This is a genomic window from Pedobacter sp. 01N416 (assembly GCF_056399685.1).
In genome coordinates this window covers 1-18,961 of sequence record NZ_JBFTRT010000212.1, presented here as the reverse complement: position 1 = coordinate 18,961, position 18,961 = coordinate 1, and the positions used below count along the sequence as shown (strand labels likewise).

Sequence of the window (18,961 nt, the reverse complement as noted above, 5' to 3'; positions counted from 1 at the left end):
GTATGGAAGCGTTCGTGGAGGAGACACCTATAAAGGAGGGGATGGGCCCGGAGATCTGTCAGAGTTCCATTTGTTTGAGACATTTTCCCTTAACAGACCTGATAATGCACTCATCGACCAGCTTTGGTTCAGGCTGTATGTCGGTGTCGGTCGAGCTAATGATGCGTTGAGAAGAGTTAATGCCATGTCTGCCACTGATTATCCAAACAAGGTTCAACGCCAGGGAGAACTTCGCTTTTTGAGAGGACATTTTTATTTTCTGTTAAAGATTCTTTTCAAATATGTTCCCTTTATCGATGAGAATATGGCAAAGGCCGACTATCCGTCCATTTCCAACAAGGCCTTGAGTAATGATGCGCTTTGGACGAAGATTGCAGATGATTTCAGAGCGGCCGTTACAGCGCTGCCGACAGATCAGAACGATAAGGGCAGGGTAAACAAAAATACTGCGAAAGCATATCTGGCCAAAGTGCTGTTGTACCAGGCATATACCCAAAGCGAAAATAACGCGGTAAGCGGTATTGATGCTGCTAAATTAAATGAAATAAATACATTATGTGATGAGGTCATCGCATCGGGCAAATTCGGCCTGAGCACGGATTACGCCAGCAACTTTTTATCTGCTTCTGATAACGGCCCGGAATCTGTTTTTGCTATCCAGTATTCAAAAGATGATGGTACGCCAAAGGGGAGGCTGGATTACGGGCATGCGCTTAACTATCCGATGAACCAGGAGTATGGATGCTGCGGTTTTAATGTGCCCAGCCATGACCTGATCAATGCTTTTAAAACAGGAACCGACGGATTGCCTCTTTTTTCCACCTACAACAATACAGATGCGGCGGCTTCTCTCGACTTTCAGAGCAGTTCATTCGATCCACGACTTGATCATACCGTGGCCAAACCAGGTGCGCCTTTTAAATATAAGCCAACTTTTGTATTCCAGCGCTCGTGGTCAAGAGCACCAGCTATTTACGATGCATTTGCCAGTATGAAAGAAGCAGTACTTCCAGATGWCGCTTCTTTTCAGAAAGTTCCACCATTTATCGGAAGTTCGAAAAACTGGCAGATCATCCGCTACTCAGATGTGCTGCTTTGGAAAGCAGAAGCGCTGATAGAGCTGGGGCGGCCATTGGAAGCTGTTCCGCTGATCAATCAGGTTAGAAACCGTGCAAACCTAAGTCGTAATCTATTGAAAAATGCCGCGGGAAACCCAACTTCAAATTATAACGTTCAGCTTTATCAACCTGGGGTAAATTGTACCTGGACGCAGGATTTTGCAAGGCAGGCCCTAAGATTTGAGAGAAGACTTGAGTTCGCTACAGAAGGTTATCACTTTTTTGATTTGGTGAGATGGGGGATTGCTGCGCAAACTATGAACGCTTATTTTACGGTCGAAAAATCAAGGGTTGCCCACCTCGCAGATGCCAGGTTTACGGCAGGAAGGGATGAATATTTCCCGATTCCATTAAATCAGATTAACTTTAGTAGCGGGGTATATAAACAAAATAATGGATGGTAGTATTTTAAAAGAGGCTGTATCAAAAAGATAAATTTAAGAATTGTTAAAGAATTAAATTTGGGATTTTCGTGGTTCCCACGCAGGTGGGAACCACGAAGTGCTCAGCGAAGCTAATCTTAAAGCGTAGAAAAATAAATATTAAGCGCATTACGATGCCCAGTCAAGCTGAGCATGACGACTTTCCTAAATATTATTTTGTTAATCAAACAAGAAAATGCTTTTTTGATACAGCTTCATTTGCTAAAAATTAAATAATAAATCATGAAAAACAAATTCATAAGAACGGCGATCTTTTTACTTTGCAGTCTACTTTCTATTGGCGCAAATGCCCAATCTACAGGAGGCGAAAAATACAGGCCAGCTTTCCATTTCTCACCAAAGGCACATTGGATGAATGATCCTAACGGAATGGTGTATTATAATGGCGTTTACCATCTTTTCTTTCAGTATCATCCCGGAGGTACAACCTGGGGACCTATGCACTGGGGACATGCCACAACTCAAGATTTCGTTAACTGGGAGGAAAAGCCCATAGCACTTTATCCAGATAGCCTGGGGACTATTTTTTCCGGAAGTATTGTAATTGATAAAGACAATACTGCAGGATTTGGTACGAATGCTATGGTTGCAATATTTACGCACCATAACCAAAAAATTGAAGAGGCTAAGACCGGTCTGCACCAATACCAGAGTATTGCTTATAGTAATGATGAAGGCAAAACGTGGACTAAATATAAGGGCAATCCTGTGCTTCCAAACCCTGGGATAAGCGATTTCAGGGATCCCAAGGTAATGTGGTATGAACAAGGCAAAAAATGGATCATGACTTTAGCAACAAAGGACAGAATCACTTTCTATTCCTCTCCAGATCTTAAAGCCTGGAAACGCGAAAGTGATTTTGGTGCCAACCTGGGCGCCCATGGTGGGGTTTGGGAATGCCCTGATCTATTCCCACTCAAAAGCAATGGTAAAACGGTATGGGTGCTTTTAGTTAGCATCAATCCCGGAGGCCCTAACGGAGGTTCTGCAACCCAGTACTTTACAGGAAACTTTGATGGGAATAAATTTGTGCCAAATTCTACAAAAGAGAAATGGGTGGATTATGGAACCGATAATTATGCAGGGGTTACCTGGTCTAACACCGGCGACAGGAAGATATTTCTTGGCTGGATGAATAACTGGCAGTATGCCAACCAGGTGCCTACCAAGGCATGGCGTGGTGCTATGACACTTCCGAGAGAACTATCGCTCGCAAGTGTTGATGGAGCGTATTATCTTCGTTCGTTACCTGTAAAGGAAATTTCGCCATCATTAAAGCCTGTTTATAAGAAAGGACCTGTTACTATTGATAAGGAGATTGATCTTTCTGCATATGCCAAGCCTCTGGATGGAAAGTTCAAACTCGATCTTAGCCTTGAAAATACCAACGACTTTAATATTATATTATCGAACGTTAACGGACAAAAGCTGATTATAGGCTATGACAAAAAGAACAACAGTTACTTTATCGACCGGACACTATCTGGCGAAACATTATTTGAAAAAGGATTTGCCAAAAAACATCGTGCGCCCAGGTTACTGGCCAATAAGGAAATCCATATTAGCTTGATCCTGGATGTAGCATCCATAGAACTTTTTGCCGATAACGGATTAACTGTGATGACAGATATCTTCTTTCCAAGTAGTTCTATTGAAACAATCAAGATTCAAAGTAAAGCCGTTAGTAAGTTAACCAGTCTTTCTCTGTCAAAGATTAACCAGAAGCAATCAAAATAGTATAAGGGTTGTATCTTAAATATAGATTTGTCATCCTGAACCTGTCGAAGGGCAACATGACAGCATTTGAAGTGAAATCGCCTTTATGATACAACCTCTTATAATAAAACTTTAATCACCAAAACCCTGGCAAATAAATATCCTGTAAGTATTCATTGAAATATAGGCCAATGGCGTTTCCCCGAAATTATTATTACCTTGTATTTTTAAGTTAATGTATATTTGTCGGACGAATGATCAACATTAATCACACGGATGAAAAGTCTTTATTGCTTCAATTGAAAAACGGTGATGAGCGTGCATTTGAAATACTATACAATAACTATAAATTCCGGATCGCCGGAAATTTATTCAAACTTCTCAAATCTGACGACCTGGTAAAAGAAATGCTGCAGGAGCTTTTTTTTAAAATATGGGAAGTGCGGACACAGATTGATCCCGAAAAGTCTTTTAAATCTTACCTCTTTCGCATAGCGGAGAACCTGGTGCATGATTATTTTCGGAAAGTGGCAAAAGACAAACGTTTACTGACTAAAATAGTTGCTTCAAGTTCAGAGCTTTATCTTCATGTTGAAGAAGATATGCTGAGTAAAGAAGATGCTCAAAAATTGCAGAACGCTATAAACCTTATGCCCCCTCAGCGTAAAATGGTATTTACACTCTGCAAATTAGAGGGTAAATCTTATAAAGAAGTAGAGGAGATTATGGGCATTAGTGCCAAAACCATCAGTAGCCATATGCTGCAAGCCAATAGGTTTCTTAAAACGTATTTTAGAGATTCTCCTACACTTACCATTTCCATAGTTTTAGGTATTTTATTCAAAGGCTTTTGATCCTGATCGTTATTTTTGGAAATTAATTGTTAATTTTTTATTAACTGACTAAGGATATTTTTGCTTAGCTCCGTATTAGCTGTAAAAATTGAACCTTGAAGCCATCCGATCAACTCCATATTCTCTTCAAAAAATACCTTAATAATAGCTGTAGTCTTGAAGAAACACAGCGGCTGATGAGTTATTTTCAACTTGATGAAGATCAGGAAGTGTTGAAAGATCTCATTATCGGCGCTTTAGAAATTGAGGACGAACGTTATGAAACTGATCCTGCCATTGCTGGGGTACTGGCTAAGGTAGACCGGGATCTGTTCGTTCAGATTCATGAATCAGCACAAGCCGTACCTGAAGGTAAAAATAAAATACTTAAACTCTGGTTACAAATTGCTGCTGTTTTAGCTGTAGTGTACCTGGGTGTTTATTTTTTCAATAACCAACCGGAAAAGGTTGCCACTGTTCCCAAAGTTACTTTATATGATATCAAGTCAGGGGGCTATGGTGCTACACTTACCCTGGCAAATGGCAGGAAGGTCAGCTTAGCAAATGCGTCTAAAGGTGAAATAGGAAGGGAATCAGGAATAGTCATCACTAAATCAGGCGACGGCAAACTGGTGTACCAGGTTAGTGAAAAGGTTTCGGATCCAAATGCTTCCAATACCCTGTCTACCGCCCGTGGAGAAACCTATCAGGTACGGTTGCCTGACGGATCGCTAGTATATTTAAATGCCGCTTCCAGCCTCACCTATACCACCTCCCTCATTGAAAATGGAAAACGGATAGTTAACCTCAGCGGTGAAGGATATTTTGAAGTAGCGAAGGATAAGCAACACCCATTTATTGTAAAAACAAATCGGCAGGAAGTAGAAGTATTGGGAACTCATTTCAACATCAGCAGTTATGCCGATGATGAAGTGGAAAAAACCACCTTACTGGAAGGAAGCGTGAAGCTCTCAGCATCGGGTAACTACAAATTGCTAAGACCAGGGCAACAAGCAAGGCTATCCGCTGGCAAAATAAAGATTATTGAAACGGATACCGATCTGGCTGTTGCCTGGAAAAATAATGAATTTGTAATCGAAAGTGAAAACATCGAAACAATCATGAAAATGATCAGTCGCTGGTATAATTTGGAGGTTGTTTACATCGGTGAAAAAACCACCCAGCGTTTCAGCGGCAAAGTTTCAAGATTTGATAAACTGTCAAAAGTACTTGAAATCGTAGAATCAACAGGGGAAGCTCGTTTCGATTTAAAAGGGCGAACAGTCTATGTATCAAAATAAACAAACTAAACTATTAATAGAATACTAACCTTAAACCAACAAATGAAAAAAAGATTACACTAACTCAAGACATGTTAAACGAAACCAGGCCCCGATTAGCCATCAGGACCTGGCAAAAGTTTGGAACATTCAATTAAAAATCAAACTAATAACCGCAGTCCTCCGTACGGTCCAACGCAAAAGAGGCTGCTTAACCAAACCGACTACTAATGTATCAAAATTCAAGGAAATTTGGTATGCCTAAACGGCTGTACCTTAAATTATTGCTAACTATGCGCTTAACCATCGTAATTATAATAGCGTGCTTTTTGCAGGTGAGTGGGTCGAGCTTTGCCCAAAAAGTGACTTTAACCAAGTCGAATGCTTCACTCCGATCTGTCTTCAAAGCGCTTAACCAACAGACAGGTTACAATTTTTTTTATACGGACAATTTGTTGGAAAATTCGTCGCCAGTGACCATCAATGTTAAAGATGCAGAATTGTCTGCTGTACTTACCCAGATTTTTGCAGCGCAAAACCTTGATTTTGTTATCCATAACAAGACTGTGGTCATCAAAGCAAGTGAACTGGCCAGGCAGGAGGTTATTTCCGGTTTTGTAGGCGATGCCAAAGAACGCAAGCCCATCCCGGGCGTTACAGTATCGATTAAGGGAACAAAGTCTGCCGTTCAGACGGATAAGAATGGAAAATTTACCATCAGTATTTCAGCAGGTGCAACCTCCTTGGAGTTCAGATTTGTAGGTTATAAAACCGTTGATGTGCCCATCTCACCTAATTCGAATTATACCATTTACATGGAGGAGAATCAGGTTACGCTAAATGAGACGGTGATTACAGGGATGGTTGACCGGAAGGTAAGTACCTATACCGGGGCTGCCAAAACCATAACTGCTGCCGAGCTTAAGGCGGTGAGTCCGGTAAATATTTTTGCCGGCATTGCTGCCCTTGATCCATCTTTCAGAATGATTCCCAACAACAAGATAGGCGGGAATATCAACGCGCTTCCGGAAGTGACCATGCGTGGGCAAACGTCTTATCCAACCCTGGGTTCGGAGCTTGTTGGAAACCCAAATACACCATTATTCATTCTTGATGGATTTCAGGTTTCTTTACAGGCAATCGTAGACCTGGATATGACAGTTATAGAGGGCAAGCCATTAATGCCGAACGATATAAAGCAGTGGTGAGCGGTGTTAATACAGACTGGAAATCTATTCCCGTTCAAACAGGAATCAACAACAGAACCAACCTGTCATTACGTGGGGGCGACCAGTCTTTAACTTTCAACCTTACTTTTAGTGGGAATTTTTTACAGGGAGTAATGAAGGAGCAGGACAGGAAAAATTATTCGGGAAGTTTTACACTGAGTTATAAAACCAATAAATTAACGTTCCAAAACAATACAATTGCAACTCAGGTCATTTCTAATGATTCGCCTTATGGGGAATTTAGTCAGTACCTGGATCTGAATCCATACTGGAAACCTTACGATGAAAACGGTAATGTAAACAAGTACCTGGAAAACATCGATTTGGGCTTCGGTGTAGGAAGTTCTGTGGTCTTAAACCCATTGATGGATATTAATTATAATACCATTAACAACAGAAATAAGAATTTTAATTTAAGAAACAATACCACTGTACGTTACGACTTTAGTAAATCATTATGGTTTAATGGTGCACTGGGAATCACAAAAGTAAACGGAACAATAGATAATTTCTATTCCGCATTAGACAGCCGTTTCAATGGTATTGCAGATTTAAGTGCGCGAGGTACCTATTCGAAAGACAACAGTGAGGCCTTTACGATGGACGGAACAGGTTCTGTGAACYACAATCAGAATTTTGGAAAGCACGGCATTACTGTATATGCAGGATTCAGGCTTGCCAGCACAAGCTTAAATTCATATAATGTATCTACGCAGGGTTTCCCTTTCGATCGTCTGGACAACATCTTGTTTGCTGCGCAGTATTTAAACAGCAGGCCTACCGGAACTGAAAGTACAATAAACAATCTTTCCTATACAGGGAGTGCAAATTACTCTTATGATAACCGGTATTTTACCGATTTTACTTATACTAGAGATGGCTCTTCTGCTTATGGAGAGAATAATAAATTTGGCAATTTCTGGTCTGCAGGTTTAGGATGGAACATCAATAATGAGAAATTTCTTAAAGATAGCAAAACAATCAACTTGCTGAGGATTCGTGGCAGCTATGGTTCTACAGGTACATCTGTACAAGATCCTTACGCCGCACAGTTCAGGTACAATTTAGGTACATCAACTGGTTATTTCGGCGAAGTAGGGGCTTTTCCCGGCGCACTTGGCAATCCCAACCTGAGCTGGCAACAAGTACTGAAGTCAAACATTGGTATTGCTTCATCATTTCTGGATAACCGTTTGACTTTTAATGCAGAATTTTATAATGAAGTAACTCAAAATGCGCTGACTACAGTTTCGCTGGCACCTAGTACCGGTTTCCCTTCGTATACCGAAAATTTAGGTAAAATTCAAAATAGGGGATTGCAATTCGACCTGGGTTATACCATACTATCTGAACCTCGCAAAGGCTTAAAGTGGAATGTTTCTGTAAACGCCGCCACTAACAAATCTGTATTGAAAGAACTTTCTGGTAAACTTAAAGCCTTTAACGCTGCATTAAATACGAATAACGCCAATCAGACTTCCGAAAATGCACAGTTCATTGAGGGGCAGTCGACCACGGCTATTTATGCGGTAAGGTCGCTAGGCATTGATCCGGTTACTGGCCAGGAAGTTTACCTGAAAGCAGATGGTACCCCAACATTTGTGTGGGACGTTAATGATAAGACCTATGTTGGCGATACCCGCGCCAAGTGGACAGGTGCCATCAATTCAAACTTCCTATATGCAGGTTTTGCCTTAAATTTTAGCTTCAATTATAATTACGGTGCTGATCTGTATAACAGTACATTATTAAACCGGGTAGAGGCCGTTGATGCACGCAACAACGTAGACCGAAGAGCGTACGACCTGGGTTGGACGGGACCTGGAAGTTTGAGCCCATACCGTAGAATTACAACCTTCCCGACACCAACAAAGCTTACTTCACGCTTTGTTCAACGCGATAATAACATTCAGCTCAGCTCAATTAATTTGAGTTATCAGTTCAAAACCGCATTGGTAAAAAAGTTAGGCTTGCAGAACCTTAGTGTTAGTGCCACTACGAACAACCTGGGCACCTTTAGCTCCATTGAAATTGAACGTGGTACAGATAATCCTTTTGCCAGAGAATATACATTCGGCTTAAGTGCAAGATTTTAAATTCAAAAGATAAATTCATATCCCAATGAAAAGAACAATATTAATTATAGGAATTCTGGCAATAGGTGCGATGTTTTCCGGTTGTAAGAAATTTTTGGATGTACAGCCCAAAACGAGTCTGTCGGAAGAACAGCTGTTTACTTCAGAAGTTGGTTTTCAACAGGCTTTATCAGGCGTATACGGACAATTGGCTGGTAGCAATCTTTACGGAGATAACCTTTCTATGGGCTTTGTTTCTGCCCTGGCACAAAATTATTCAACACTCAATACCAGCGCAGGTATTTCGTTGCAACAAACACAACTCTTAAACTATGCTTCAACGGAAGTAGCAGGATACACCAATGCCATCTGGTCTTCCAGTTACAGTGCAATTGCTGCAGCAAATAAAATAATTGCAAATACAGAAACAAACCGTTCTGTACTAACCAATAATTCATATGCACAGCTGCGCGGTGAAGCCTTAGCTTTAAGGGCGTTTATACATTTTGATTTATTACGTATGTTCGGTCCTGAATATACTGCGGGTGCTAATTTAAAAGCCATCCCTTATAAAAAAGATGTAAACGAAAACGCAATTATACCTGCTACAACTGCTGACGTGGTCAAATTTGCTTTAGCCGATCTGAAAGAGGCTGCAGATCTGTTGCTAACGGTTGACCCGATCGTGACCAGCGATTTGAGGAGCAGACGGAATAAATTGAATTATTACGGCGTAAAAGCATTGGAAGCAAGAATAGAGCTATATAGCGGCGATAAATCAGGCGCTGCTGCCGCTGCAAATGTAGTGATCAGTTCGGGTAAATATACGTTCGTAACCCAGGCTGCGGCCGGTGCCATTAGCTCAGGATTGGTGGTACGCGACCGCCTATATTTCAATGAGCAGGTATTTATGATCAGGGTTAGGGATATATTGCCAACTGTACAGCGTTACTTCAGATTTAGAGGTACTGTAGATCAAACCCTTACGCGTACCCCTGCTAACTTTGCTACTTTGTACGAAACTTCATCGGGCGGTGGTACAGACATCAGGTTCGTTTACCGTTTAGAGCAGGATGGAGGAGGCTTGTTCCCATCTAAGTTCTGGCAAGCCTCTACCGCTACCACTACAATTACCGATAATTTATTAGATCAGTATGTACCGGGCATACGTCTTTCAGAAATGTACTACATCCTTGCTGAAACTGCAGAAACACCAGCTATAGGCGTTGGGCATTTAAATACGGTGCGCCAAAACAGGGGGCTTTCCAATCTGGCAACAACGCTCAGCGCTACAGATCTTACAGCTGCAATCACCAAGGAATACCAGAAAGAGTTTTATGCAGAAGGCCAGTTGTTTTTTTACTATAAGCGTATTAAAGCACTAAGAATGCAATTCCGCAACATCAACATGACCCCAGCGGACTACAAACTCCCGATTCCAGATGCTGAACTTCAATTTAACCCGAATTATGGAAACTAATCAAACTCGTATTATGAAATACTTATCATATATATTGATAGTAGCCTGTCTTTTTTCCTGCAAGAAAGAAGCAGTCGATACCTATCAGGGAAGGGATGGCATAAGTTTCTTTGCCTACACTTACGAACTTTTGCATACCACTGCAGTAAGAAGCTACTCTTTTGCGCTGCAAGCGACTCAAAAGCAAAGAGACACCTTATTTATACCAATGCGTATCACCGGGAAGTTATCCGATAAACCGCGCACGGCGCTGCTGAAAACGGCTCAGGGAACTACCGCAACTGCAGGCGTAGATTTTGAGCTGAAAGAATTCACTGTTCCGCCGGGAGCATCCACATTTAAGTATCCGTTGATATTGATCAATTCTACTGGAATGGCCAATAATGTTTACAGGATTGTACTGGAGCCCACAGAAACTAAAGACTTTACTTTAGGTACTTTTGGACAGACACCTGCTATTAACATCTTTACGGAAGAAAACTTCAGGTATCTGAAGGTTGATGTAACCAGTCAGTATATCGAACCTGCTTATTGGAGCATCTATCTCCTTGCTGATTTCGGGGAATTCAGTGCCGTAAAATACAAGTTCATGGTGAAGACTTTGGGTATAACCGATTTTTCTTACGACAAGATTGGTTCTGACGGTTTACTGAACTTTCCGGTTACCTTAAGGAATGCGCTGGCCGCTTACGAGGCTGCAAATGGTCCATTGTTAGATGAGAACGGTCAACAGATATCGTTCCCTTAATTTAAAATATTATGCATTTAAAATACCTTTTAAAGCTCATCCCGGTTTTTATTGTAATCATGTTGGCATTTGCTGCCTGTAAAAAAGACAATCAATCGTTTAAATATGAGCAAATCAACGACATTAAGATTACTGATGCAATAACCGCTTTTACGGTTCCTCAACTGGATTCGCTGATCATCACACCAACATTGGCCCAAACAATGCCCGAAGGTGATTCATTTACTTATAGCTGGACAATTGATTCGACAACGATTGCCAAAACTAAAAATTTACGCATTAAAGTAACTTTAAGTCCGGGCACGTATTCCATAATTTACAGAGTGACAAGTAATAAAAATGGTATTTACACGCTGAAGCGTTATACCATCACAGTAAATGGTGTTTATCCGGATGGCTGGTATGTGCTCAACAGCAAGGATGGAAAAGGCAAAGCTTCTTTGATCCGTACGGATGATGTGATTTTTGAGAACCCTATGGAAGTAGCCAACAATAAAACCTATCCGGGAAAACCATTGGCCTTATACAATTTTGGAAAAGGCGGTTTCTTTTATTATTTCACTGATCAAAATGTGTATCGTTTTAACATGAACGACTGGTTAGAACTTGGTGATAAAAGTTCGATACTTCCTGGTTTGGCAACACCGCTTCCATTTAAAACTGCACCGGCATTTATCATGAATACCTCAAAATTTGAGCAGTATATCGTTGCAGACGGGAGTTTGTATGTTGGCGTTTCAGGAACAAACTCAGAAAATCTGAAACCCCTCTCACAACGCATTCCAGGCAATTATGATTTATTCCCGGGTGTTTTTCCAGGCAATTTTAACACCACCTATTTTTACGATAATGCAACAATGAGTTTTATGCAGATGGGAATTTTGTCAAGAGTCCTTGAGCCATCGCCTGCAACACCATCGAGACCTTTCGATATGGCAAATGTAGGTAAGAAAATGATTGCTTATGATCGTGGCGTAACAACCTTATCCCAGGAAGGTATTGAGTGGTATTACATCATGGAAGACAATAATGGTCGTTACCTGATGTCGTTAACAGGCGACTCAGACAACAGTTTCCCTGGCGTTAACCAAAAAATGACGAACAGTCCGGAAATAGGAAGCGCAACTAACTTCGCAACCTCATCAATTTTAAAACAACTCTATTACACTGTTGGCAACAAGGTTTATTTGCACGATATGCTTGCAAATGCCGCACGTCTGATTTACACTTTCCCATCAGGATACGTAATTAAAGACATTGAAATGTTGCGTAGCACCAGTAAACAATTGGTAATCGGTGTTAATAATGGTGCAACGGGTGAAGTTTATTATTTCAGTATTAATGGCCAAGGGGAATTTAGTAATGGTACTTATGCCAAGAAATTTACCGGCTTTGGTGAAATTATACAAATTGCTCCTGCCAGACAAAACCTATAGAAAACCCAATTGAATTATATTAATTATTTAACAAATACGATAATGAAAAAAATAGTCCTGCTCATTGCAATCCTGGCTATAGGAAAGTCTGCATTTACTCAGCAGGCACAGCCTGCTTATAAGGCAAGTCTCGATTCTCTGAAGATCTTTATTGATCTTTCAAAAAAAGAAGCCATTCTTAACCGTTTGGTCAAAGCCCATCCTAACGACAATTTTGACCAATACAGAGCTAAATTGGCCGAAAACTTTGTGATTGCAAAAAACTCAGCCAAGGCCTTACACTATTTCAACCAGATTGAACAAACCGCAAGGATCATGTATGTTGAAACAGTTGCGACAGGTATTATGACCTACGATTTGAAAGCTGCTGAAACATTGGTTGGACAAGAATTGAATAACCCAAAAAATGCGAAAGAAGAGCGGTTATTTTTGTTACAACTATATAGTCAGGTGCCAGATAAAATGGGCGACCATAACAAAGCTTTTGCCGCCATTAAGGAGTGCTATGAGCAGGCTACCAGAAAAAGTGCAGGATTAACTGCGCAATATTATTATTTGATGAGTAAAACTGGCAGGTACCAGGAAGCACTTCCAGAGCTGGAAAAAGCAGTTTTGTTAGGCTTGGCGGATGATGATTTTAAGAATGAACTGAAAAAGGCCTATATAAGTGTGCATCCGGGGAAAGATTCAAATGCTTACCTGGCTACTTTAACCAAGCAGTTTGACGACAAATATAAAGCAGAAATAGCAGCCAAAATGATAACGGAGCAGGCACCTGAATTTAAAGTCAAAGACATAAATGGCAAAGAAGTATCCTTGTCAGACTTTAAAGGAAAGACCATTGTTCTTGATTTTTGGGCAACCTGGTGCGGACCCTGTAAAAAATCACTGCCGGCGATGCAAATGATGGTTAATAAATATAAAAACGACCCGACTGTAAAGTTTTTGTTTATACACACCTGGGAAACGGTTCCAAACCCCAAACCTGATGCGGTGAACTATTTGTTAACCCATGACCTGGATTTACCATTATATATGGATACTAAAGATTCCGTTACAAAAAAGAATCCTGCAGTATCGTCATTTGGCGTCTCAGGAATCCCCGCAAAGTTTATTATTGATGGCAATGGTAAAATTCGTTTCAAGGAGCTGGGATTGCTTTGGCCAAATGAGGTTGCCGTCAGGCAACTTTCAACCATGATAGAATTGTCCCGTTAAAATGTAATCACCCAAAGAAACTTATAGAAAACAAACTGTATGAAAAAATTATTTTTAATATTCCTGTTGCTGCCTTTTATCGGTACGGCCCAAGTTAAAGGCACACATTTTGAACATGGGCTTTCCTGGCAGCAGGTAAAAGATAAAGCTAAAAAAGAGAACAAATACCTTTTGGTAGACTGCTTTACAACCTGGTGCGGCCCTTGCAAATACATGGCCAGTACCATTTTTCCGCAGGAAAAGGTCGGCRAATTCTTCAACAAAAACTTTGTAAATGTTAAGATACAGTTCGATCAAACCAAAAATGATAGCGAAGAAGTTAAAAGTTGGTATGCGGATGCCCAATCGATGAGCAAAGAGTTCAAGATAAATGCCTATCCTACCTTTCTGATCTTTTCTCCGCAGGGCAAGCTCGTACACCGTATTGTAGGCGGTGGAGAGGCAGATGAATTTATCGCCAAAGCGAAGATGGCACTGAACCCAGAAACCCAATATTACACGCTACTGAAAAAAAGCGAGTCTGGAAATGCTGCTCCTGAGACCCTGAAACAGCTGGTTGCTGCCGCACAGGCGAAATACCCAACAGTAGACATCAGTAAAGCCACCGAACTGATAAAGATTCAGGTTTTTCATGCCGAAAAAAAATGGGACAAATTTCAGCCGGCAATACTAAGTTATATGAAAAAATACGGTGCCGAAGTAAGCGCTGATATGTTGAATTTCTTTGCATGGGCGGTTTTTGAAAACTGTAAAGATACTAACTGTATTACTGAGGCGCTGAGCTGGAGTAAACGCAGCGTGGATGAGACCCAAAACAAGGAGCCTGCCTACCTGGACACCTATGCCAACCTGCTGTATAAGCTGGGCAAAAAGGACCAGGCGATTGCCATGCAGCAGAAAGCGGTGGACCTGGTTGCAGCCGAAAATAAAGCGAAATACCAGGTTACGTTGGAGAAAATGAAAAAAGGCGAATAAACCTTTAAGATTAAGTAAAAGGGATGCAGTTCATGACACTGCATCCCTTTTTTTATTGTGTCCTGACATAGGCCTCAGCAATAAGGTTGTGCTGTAAGCAAGCATCTCCATGCCGAAATAACGCAGCCAACTTACCATATATAAAATAATCCTGCATTTAAAAATCGTACTCCGTTTACCGAGGCAAGTTAAAAATTCACGCTAATTTTTGAGCTCAAGCAAGCCGCGAATCAATGAATTGCGATTCTTGATGGCTAGAATATTAATTATAGTTAGTCCTGAAAATATTTTTTTGCATACCTAAGTATCAAAGTTGATATCATGTGTCCTTATGGAAATCAGCGCTCAAAAATCTGATCTAAATAAAAGGTCGTAAGGCCAGGGGGGGATTTGAGATAGCGATTACCTGGAAAAACATGAAGTTGCAGTCAGGGTCGATAAAATCAATAAATGGGAATGAATGTATTTTGCAGACAGATCTGCCAATAAGCATAAATGGAGCAAAGACCAGCTCCAAAAAAAATACCGGAGGTTATGAGACTAAGTTTAAAACCAGTAAAAATAAAACCTATCAATTGACCGCTTTATAGCAAAAAAGTTGGTCGTTCCCGATAAGGTTTAAAAATGCCAAATTGAATGCTAAAATATCACATCAGGAAGATTCTTCTTAAGCGTTAATTTCAAGTTTATACCCTTTACCCCTTATAACAACGATGTTGATATTGGGATCGAGTTCCAGTTTTTTTCTAAGTTTTGATATGAACATATCCAAGCTTCGGCCCACAATAACACCTTCATCTTCCCATATCTCTTTTTGTAACCGGCTTCTGTCTATAGTCTCATTGGGAGATAATGCGAAAATAAGCAATACACGGGTTTCCGTTCCGGTTAGTTCTATTGTTTTTCCATGTATTGTGAGCTTCCGATTTTTTGCATCGAACAATACCGAGCCCAAAGTGAATAGGCCAGTGTACTCCCCTTTAGGTAAAGTTTTTCGCCGCTTAACAGCGCTCAAAAAAATAAATCCAACAAAGGCTAAAAGTGGCAGGCCAGCCAGAAGATATCTATTTTTGGCTGTATTTATGCCCGTCGGTTTGAATTTAATGTTGATCATGTAACATGCCTTAGGCTGTTTTCTTCCTCTGCAGGTTACAATATCATCTTTTTTGTTTTTGGATATGGCATATCCATAAGCTACACTGGCATTGCCACAGTTTAGTACGTTAACAACATAATCACTTGTGAGCGGATCTTTGGTAAACAAACGCTGAGTGGTATTCACCAGGGAGTCGGGTTGAAAAGTTAGCTCATTCTCAAATGTGATCTGGTATTCATTTTCAGCGATCTTTTTTATGGGAAGAACCCTCGATATACTGTCGCCCGATTGGAGGAGTAGTTCGTGCCCGATCCGGCGGAGCAAAACTTCTCTTCTTGAGATATCAAAGTCGTCACTGCCAGTCATACTGAAAGCCACGCAGATTACAGAAATAAACGAAAGTAATATTAATCCGAACAGGTATTTGTGCTTCCCATAGAGGAGATTTCGAATAAGATCCATTTGTCGAGTTTTTATTTACAAAGTTTACATTTTTATTTGCAATCCTGGTTCTTCAGACGGAAAGATATCAAAGTAATTTCGATGAATCAATTTTATAGGATAAGAAACCATCATGATTTTGCCGAAGTTAGCAGGATATAAAATTAAATCATGATCCTTCATCTCAGTTAAAACCTGCGTAATAATATTCCTTCATTCACTTTCCATCTTCTTTTTTCGTAACTTCTATACAAAAATGGTATTTTTCGTCGATGGATGTGATTGCAAATTTTCCTATACTCGATATCAGTGAATTCTGGCCCGAGCAAGATTCGGGAAATAACTTGCTGTATCATGAAATAATTGGAAAAAGGCATATCGAAAAACCACATAAACATGATTTTTTCCTTTTTATGCTTTTTGAGGAGGGTAGCGGCATGCACACCATCGATTTTGTAGATCACCAGGTCGCCGGGAGTCAGTTGCACTTATTGTTTCCCGAGCAGATCCATAAATGGGAGCTCGGCGAAGAAACCCACGCCCATCAACTTATGATTAGTAGGGGTATATTCGAAACGCTGGCCAATTCTTTACGTTTTTCATTAATCTTATACCAAAATTATCCGGTAATAAACTTAAGTACCGAAGCTTATGGAAAAATCCTGTACGAATTTCAGCGCATCAGATCCGAACTCGCAAAGCCTGCCATACTTTGGGAAATTATCAATGCCAGGATCAGGCTTATTGCGCTGATGGTTAGTGAAGAGGCAGAAACATTGTTCAATAACCAAACGGTTTATCAAACCAAACCGATGCTGTTTAAATACCGCTCGCTGATCGATATGCATTATAAGAAGGAAAAACTTGTTGGGTTTTATGCCGATCAGTTAAGTATTTCAGCAAACTATCTGAACATGCTCTGTAAAAAACATTTTCATGTATCGGCCACGGCGCTCATTCAAGAACGTTTAATCCTAGAAGCAAAACGGATTTTACTGACTACCGAAAGGCCTATTAAAGCGATTGCCTTCGATCTTGGGTTTTATGACGTCGCTTATTTCTCTAAATTCTTTAAAAATCAAACCCGAATTACTCCACGCGCATTTCGCGAACAGTTATGAATTGAGCAGGATATAGGCTGTAAATTCGATAAATAAGTATAGATAGTTATAAATGATACAATTTTTAATATAAATCCTACTATTCATAAACATAACAGAAGGTTATTTTTGTAATAAAGAATCCTGTTATGATAAACCCAAATTCGATCTCGAGAAAAGATTTTATTAAAAGCTCATCTATTTTGCTTGCAAGCACCTGTTTATTGTCAGCAGAACAGGCCATTGCAGATGAAAATGTAGACCCTTTCTCAGGAAAAACTTTGACCTTAAAAAATGTTAGGCTCGAAACGGGATTCGAATATGATCAGGATGAGGTAATCAAAACGAAAACCGAACTTTTTATTATTGAGATTGAAGATGGTAAGGTGAAGCGTGTTCTTCCTAATAAGCCTAATACAAAAGCAATCGATGCAAAGGGATTGTTAATGCTCCCGGCTTTCAGAGATATGCACATTCATTTGGATAAAACCTATTATGGATTGCCGTGGCAGGCGCATTTGAAGAAGAATAGATCTGTAAAGGATATGATTGCTTTCGAACAACAGATAATCCCTGAGCTGTTAAAAACGTCTATACCACGTAGTGAAAAATTAATTGAGTTACTTCAATCTTACGGAACAAGTTATGCAAGGTCGCATGTAAATATCGATCCTACCTCTGGATTAGACTCGCTGAAGCATTTAGAAACCGCATTATTGCATAAAAAGAAATCTTTTCAGGCAGAGCTGGTGGCTTTCCCACAGCATGGCATCTATTATACTAAATCTGCGGAACTGCTGAAAGAAGCAGCCAAAATGGATATAGACTTTATTGGTGGCCTTGATCCAACTTCTATAGATGGTGGTATTGAAAAACATATGGATTTTGTGGTGCAACTGGCATTGGACAATGGAAAGGGGATCGATATCCACCTCCACGAACCAGGCGAATCTGGTTTGAAAACAATCGAATACCTGATTGATAAAGTAATGGAAAACCCAGTGCTGAAAGGAAAAACCTATGTGAGCCATGCTTTTGCATTGAGGTATCTCGATAAAACAAAAACCGAAGAAATTGCTGAAAAACTTGGCGCTGCAAAAATGGGAATAGCTTCAACCATTCCGCTTTCTGGTAACCCAATGCCAATCCCTGCATTGTACAAGTATGGCGTAGAAGTGGTAGCTGGTAATGATTGTATCGTTGACCATTGGAATACTTTTGGCACAGGAAGCATTTTGCGAAAGGCGAATATAGCTGCTCAAATTTATGGCTATCGTACAGAATTTGAACTTTCAAGGATCTTGAAACTGGCTACTGGTAATATCCTTCCGCTAGATGATAAGGGAAATAGACAATGGCCTAACACAGGCGATAAAGCCAATCTGGTACTTGTTGATGCCAGTTGCTCTGCAGAAGCGGTATCAAGGGTATCACCTGTTAAATCACTGATACATGCTGGAAACCTGGTTTTCTGATTAAATGAAAATGAATTGAAATATTTCTGATAGAATAAGCTTATGACCTGTGTTTTTTGTGAAAAAATCTTATCTTGATTTTACACACAAATAAATTTTAAGGATATGAAAATCACATTAGACACAAAATCCCTTTTATTGGGTTTTTTGGGCGCAGGCTTAATGTTTACGGCCATCAGTTTTAAAAACGGACAGGATCAAACCGGTGGAAGGTACCGCACCGAAGTAAACGCCAACAATCTTGTCGTTATCCTCGATACTGAAACCGGAAATTATATCATTGGCCCAGGCATACAGT

General features: G+C 40.3%; 16 protein-coding genes. 15 read left to right on the top strand and 1 reads right to left on the bottom strand.

From position 1 onward, the window contains the following. From AC1DND_RS13370 to AC1DND_RS13315, 12 genes are all read left to right on the top strand, one after another. Positions 1 to 1,522: RagB/SusD family nutrient uptake outer membrane protein (locus AC1DND_RS13370; protein WP_477582257.1), on the top strand; the 1,522-nt coding region annotated here is incomplete at its 5' end. A 261-nt stretch (positions 1,523 to 1,783) separates the two neighbouring features. Continuing rightward, complete coding sequence (locus AC1DND_RS13365) at positions 1,784 to 3,298, top strand: glycoside hydrolase family 32 protein (protein WP_477582255.1); 1,515 nt, start codon at positions 1,784 to 1,786, stop codon at positions 3,296 to 3,298. Positions 3,299 to 3,531: 233 nt separating this feature from the next. Further along, on the top strand, positions 3,532 to 4,131 hold the full coding sequence (locus tag AC1DND_RS13360; protein ID WP_477582254.1) for an RNA polymerase sigma factor: 600 nt from the start codon (positions 3,532 to 3,534) through the stop codon (positions 4,129 to 4,131). A gap of 176 nt (positions 4,132 to 4,307) precedes the next feature. Beyond that, complete coding sequence (locus tag AC1DND_RS13355; protein WP_477582252.1) at positions 4,308 to 5,411, top strand: FecR family protein; 1,104 nt, start codon at positions 4,308 to 4,310, stop codon at positions 5,409 to 5,411. A 209-nt stretch (positions 5,412 to 5,620) separates the two neighbouring features. Next, complete coding sequence (locus AC1DND_RS13350; protein ID WP_477582250.1) at positions 5,621 to 6,598, top strand: carboxypeptidase-like regulatory domain-containing protein; 978 nt, start codon at positions 5,621 to 5,623, stop codon at positions 6,596 to 6,598. Beyond that, positions 6,595 to 8,715 carry a TonB-dependent receptor domain-containing protein gene (locus tag AC1DND_RS13345; protein WP_477582249.1) on the top strand — a complete coding sequence of 707 codons (2,121 nt, stop codon included), beginning with the start codon at positions 6,595 to 6,597 and terminating at the stop codon, positions 8,713 to 8,715. Before AC1DND_RS13350 ends, AC1DND_RS13345 begins: the two co-directional genes overlap by 4 nt. A 25-nt stretch (positions 8,716 to 8,740) precedes the next feature. Beyond that, complete coding sequence (locus tag AC1DND_RS13340; RefSeq protein WP_477582247.1) at positions 8,741 to 10,174, top strand: RagB/SusD family nutrient uptake outer membrane protein; 1,434 nt, start codon at positions 8,741 to 8,743, stop codon at positions 10,172 to 10,174. Between the two features lie 13 nt (positions 10,175 to 10,187). Then, a complete protein-coding gene (locus AC1DND_RS13335; RefSeq protein ID WP_477582245.1) occupies positions 10,188 to 10,922 on the top strand; it encodes a DUF4843 domain-containing protein in 735 nt (244 codons plus the stop codon). An 11-nt stretch (positions 10,923 to 10,933) separates the two neighbouring features. Beyond that, positions 10,934 to 12,358 (top strand): PKD-like family lipoprotein, encoded by a 1,425-nt coding sequence (locus AC1DND_RS13330; RefSeq protein ID WP_477582243.1) that lies wholly within the window; start codon positions 10,934 to 10,936, stop codon positions 12,356 to 12,358. Between the two features lie 42 nt (positions 12,359 to 12,400). Then, complete coding sequence (locus AC1DND_RS13325; RefSeq protein WP_477582242.1) at positions 12,401 to 13,576, top strand: TlpA family protein disulfide reductase; 1,176 nt, start codon at positions 12,401 to 12,403, stop codon at positions 13,574 to 13,576. A 39-nt stretch (positions 13,577 to 13,615) separates the two neighbouring features. Further along, entirely contained in the window at positions 13,616 to 14,551 is a 936-nt protein-coding gene (locus AC1DND_RS13320) for a thioredoxin family protein (protein ID WP_477582240.1), read from the top strand. Between the two features lie 362 nt (positions 14,552 to 14,913). Next, complete coding sequence (locus AC1DND_RS13315; RefSeq protein ID WP_477582259.1) at positions 14,914 to 15,141, top strand: glycoside hydrolase family 95-like protein; 228 nt, start codon at positions 14,914 to 14,916, stop codon at positions 15,139 to 15,141. A 77-nt stretch (positions 15,142 to 15,218) separates the two neighbouring features. Here the strand turns inward: AC1DND_RS13315 and AC1DND_RS13310 are convergent, their stop codons facing one another. Then, complete coding sequence (locus AC1DND_RS13310; RefSeq protein ID WP_477582238.1) at positions 15,219 to 16,109, bottom strand: winged helix-turn-helix domain-containing protein; 891 nt, start codon at positions 16,107 to 16,109, stop codon at positions 15,219 to 15,221. 251 nt (positions 16,110 to 16,360) lie between these two features. Here AC1DND_RS13310 and AC1DND_RS13305 point away from each other — a divergent pair, with 251 nt between their 5' ends. The 3 genes from AC1DND_RS13305 to AC1DND_RS13295 form a co-directional block, all read left to right on the top strand. Further along, positions 16,361 to 17,209, top strand: a complete 849-nt coding sequence (locus AC1DND_RS13305; protein WP_477582236.1) for an AraC family transcriptional regulator — start codon at positions 16,361 to 16,363, stop codon at positions 17,207 to 17,209. A 128-nt stretch (positions 17,210 to 17,337) separates the two neighbouring features. After that, the gene (locus AC1DND_RS13300; protein ID WP_477582234.1) at positions 17,338 to 18,663 is read left to right on the top strand and encodes an amidohydrolase; all 1,326 of its coding nucleotides are present in this window, start codon (positions 17,338 to 17,340) and stop codon (positions 18,661 to 18,663) included. A gap of 105 nt (positions 18,664 to 18,768) precedes the next feature. Continuing rightward, a partial coding sequence (locus tag AC1DND_RS13295) for a hypothetical protein (RefSeq protein ID WP_477582232.1) occupies positions 18,769 to 18,961 on the top strand: 193 nt, incomplete at its 3' end.

What these genes read in the sequence shown, in the direction of transcription:
- AC1DND_RS13365 (WP_477582255.1), top strand. Translation starts at nt 1,784, where the DNA reads ATGAAAAACAAATTCATAAGAACGGCGATCTTTTTACTTTGCAGTCTA.
- AC1DND_RS13360 (WP_477582254.1), top strand. Translation starts at nt 3,532, where the DNA reads ATGATCAACATTAATCACACGGATGAAAAGTCTTTATTGCTTCAATTG.
- AC1DND_RS13355 (WP_477582252.1), top strand. Translation starts at nt 4,308, where the DNA reads ATGAGTTATTTTCAACTTGATGAAGATCAGGAAGTGTTGAAAGATCTC.
- AC1DND_RS13350 (WP_477582250.1), top strand. Translation starts at nt 5,621, where the DNA reads ATGTATCAAAATTCAAGGAAATTTGGTATGCCTAAACGGCTGTACCTT.
- AC1DND_RS13340 (WP_477582247.1), top strand. Translation starts at nt 8,741, where the DNA reads ATGAAAAGAACAATATTAATTATAGGAATTCTGGCAATAGGTGCGATG.
- AC1DND_RS13335 (WP_477582245.1), top strand. Translation starts at nt 10,188, where the DNA reads ATGAAATACTTATCATATATATTGATAGTAGCCTGTCTTTTTTCCTGC.
- AC1DND_RS13330 (WP_477582243.1), top strand. Translation starts at nt 10,934, where the DNA reads ATGCATTTAAAATACCTTTTAAAGCTCATCCCGGTTTTTATTGTAATC.
- AC1DND_RS13325 (WP_477582242.1), top strand. Translation starts at nt 12,401, where the DNA reads ATGAAAAAAATAGTCCTGCTCATTGCAATCCTGGCTATAGGAAAGTCT.
- AC1DND_RS13310 (WP_477582238.1), bottom strand. Translation starts at nt 16,109, where the DNA reads ATGGATCTTATTCGAAATCTCCTCTATGGGAAGCACAAATACCTGTTC.
- AC1DND_RS13305 (WP_477582236.1), top strand. Translation starts at nt 16,361, where the DNA reads ATGGATGTGATTGCAAATTTTCCTATACTCGATATCAGTGAATTCTGG.
- AC1DND_RS13300 (WP_477582234.1), top strand. Translation starts at nt 17,338, where the DNA reads ATGATAAACCCAAATTCGATCTCGAGAAAAGATTTTATTAAAAGCTCA.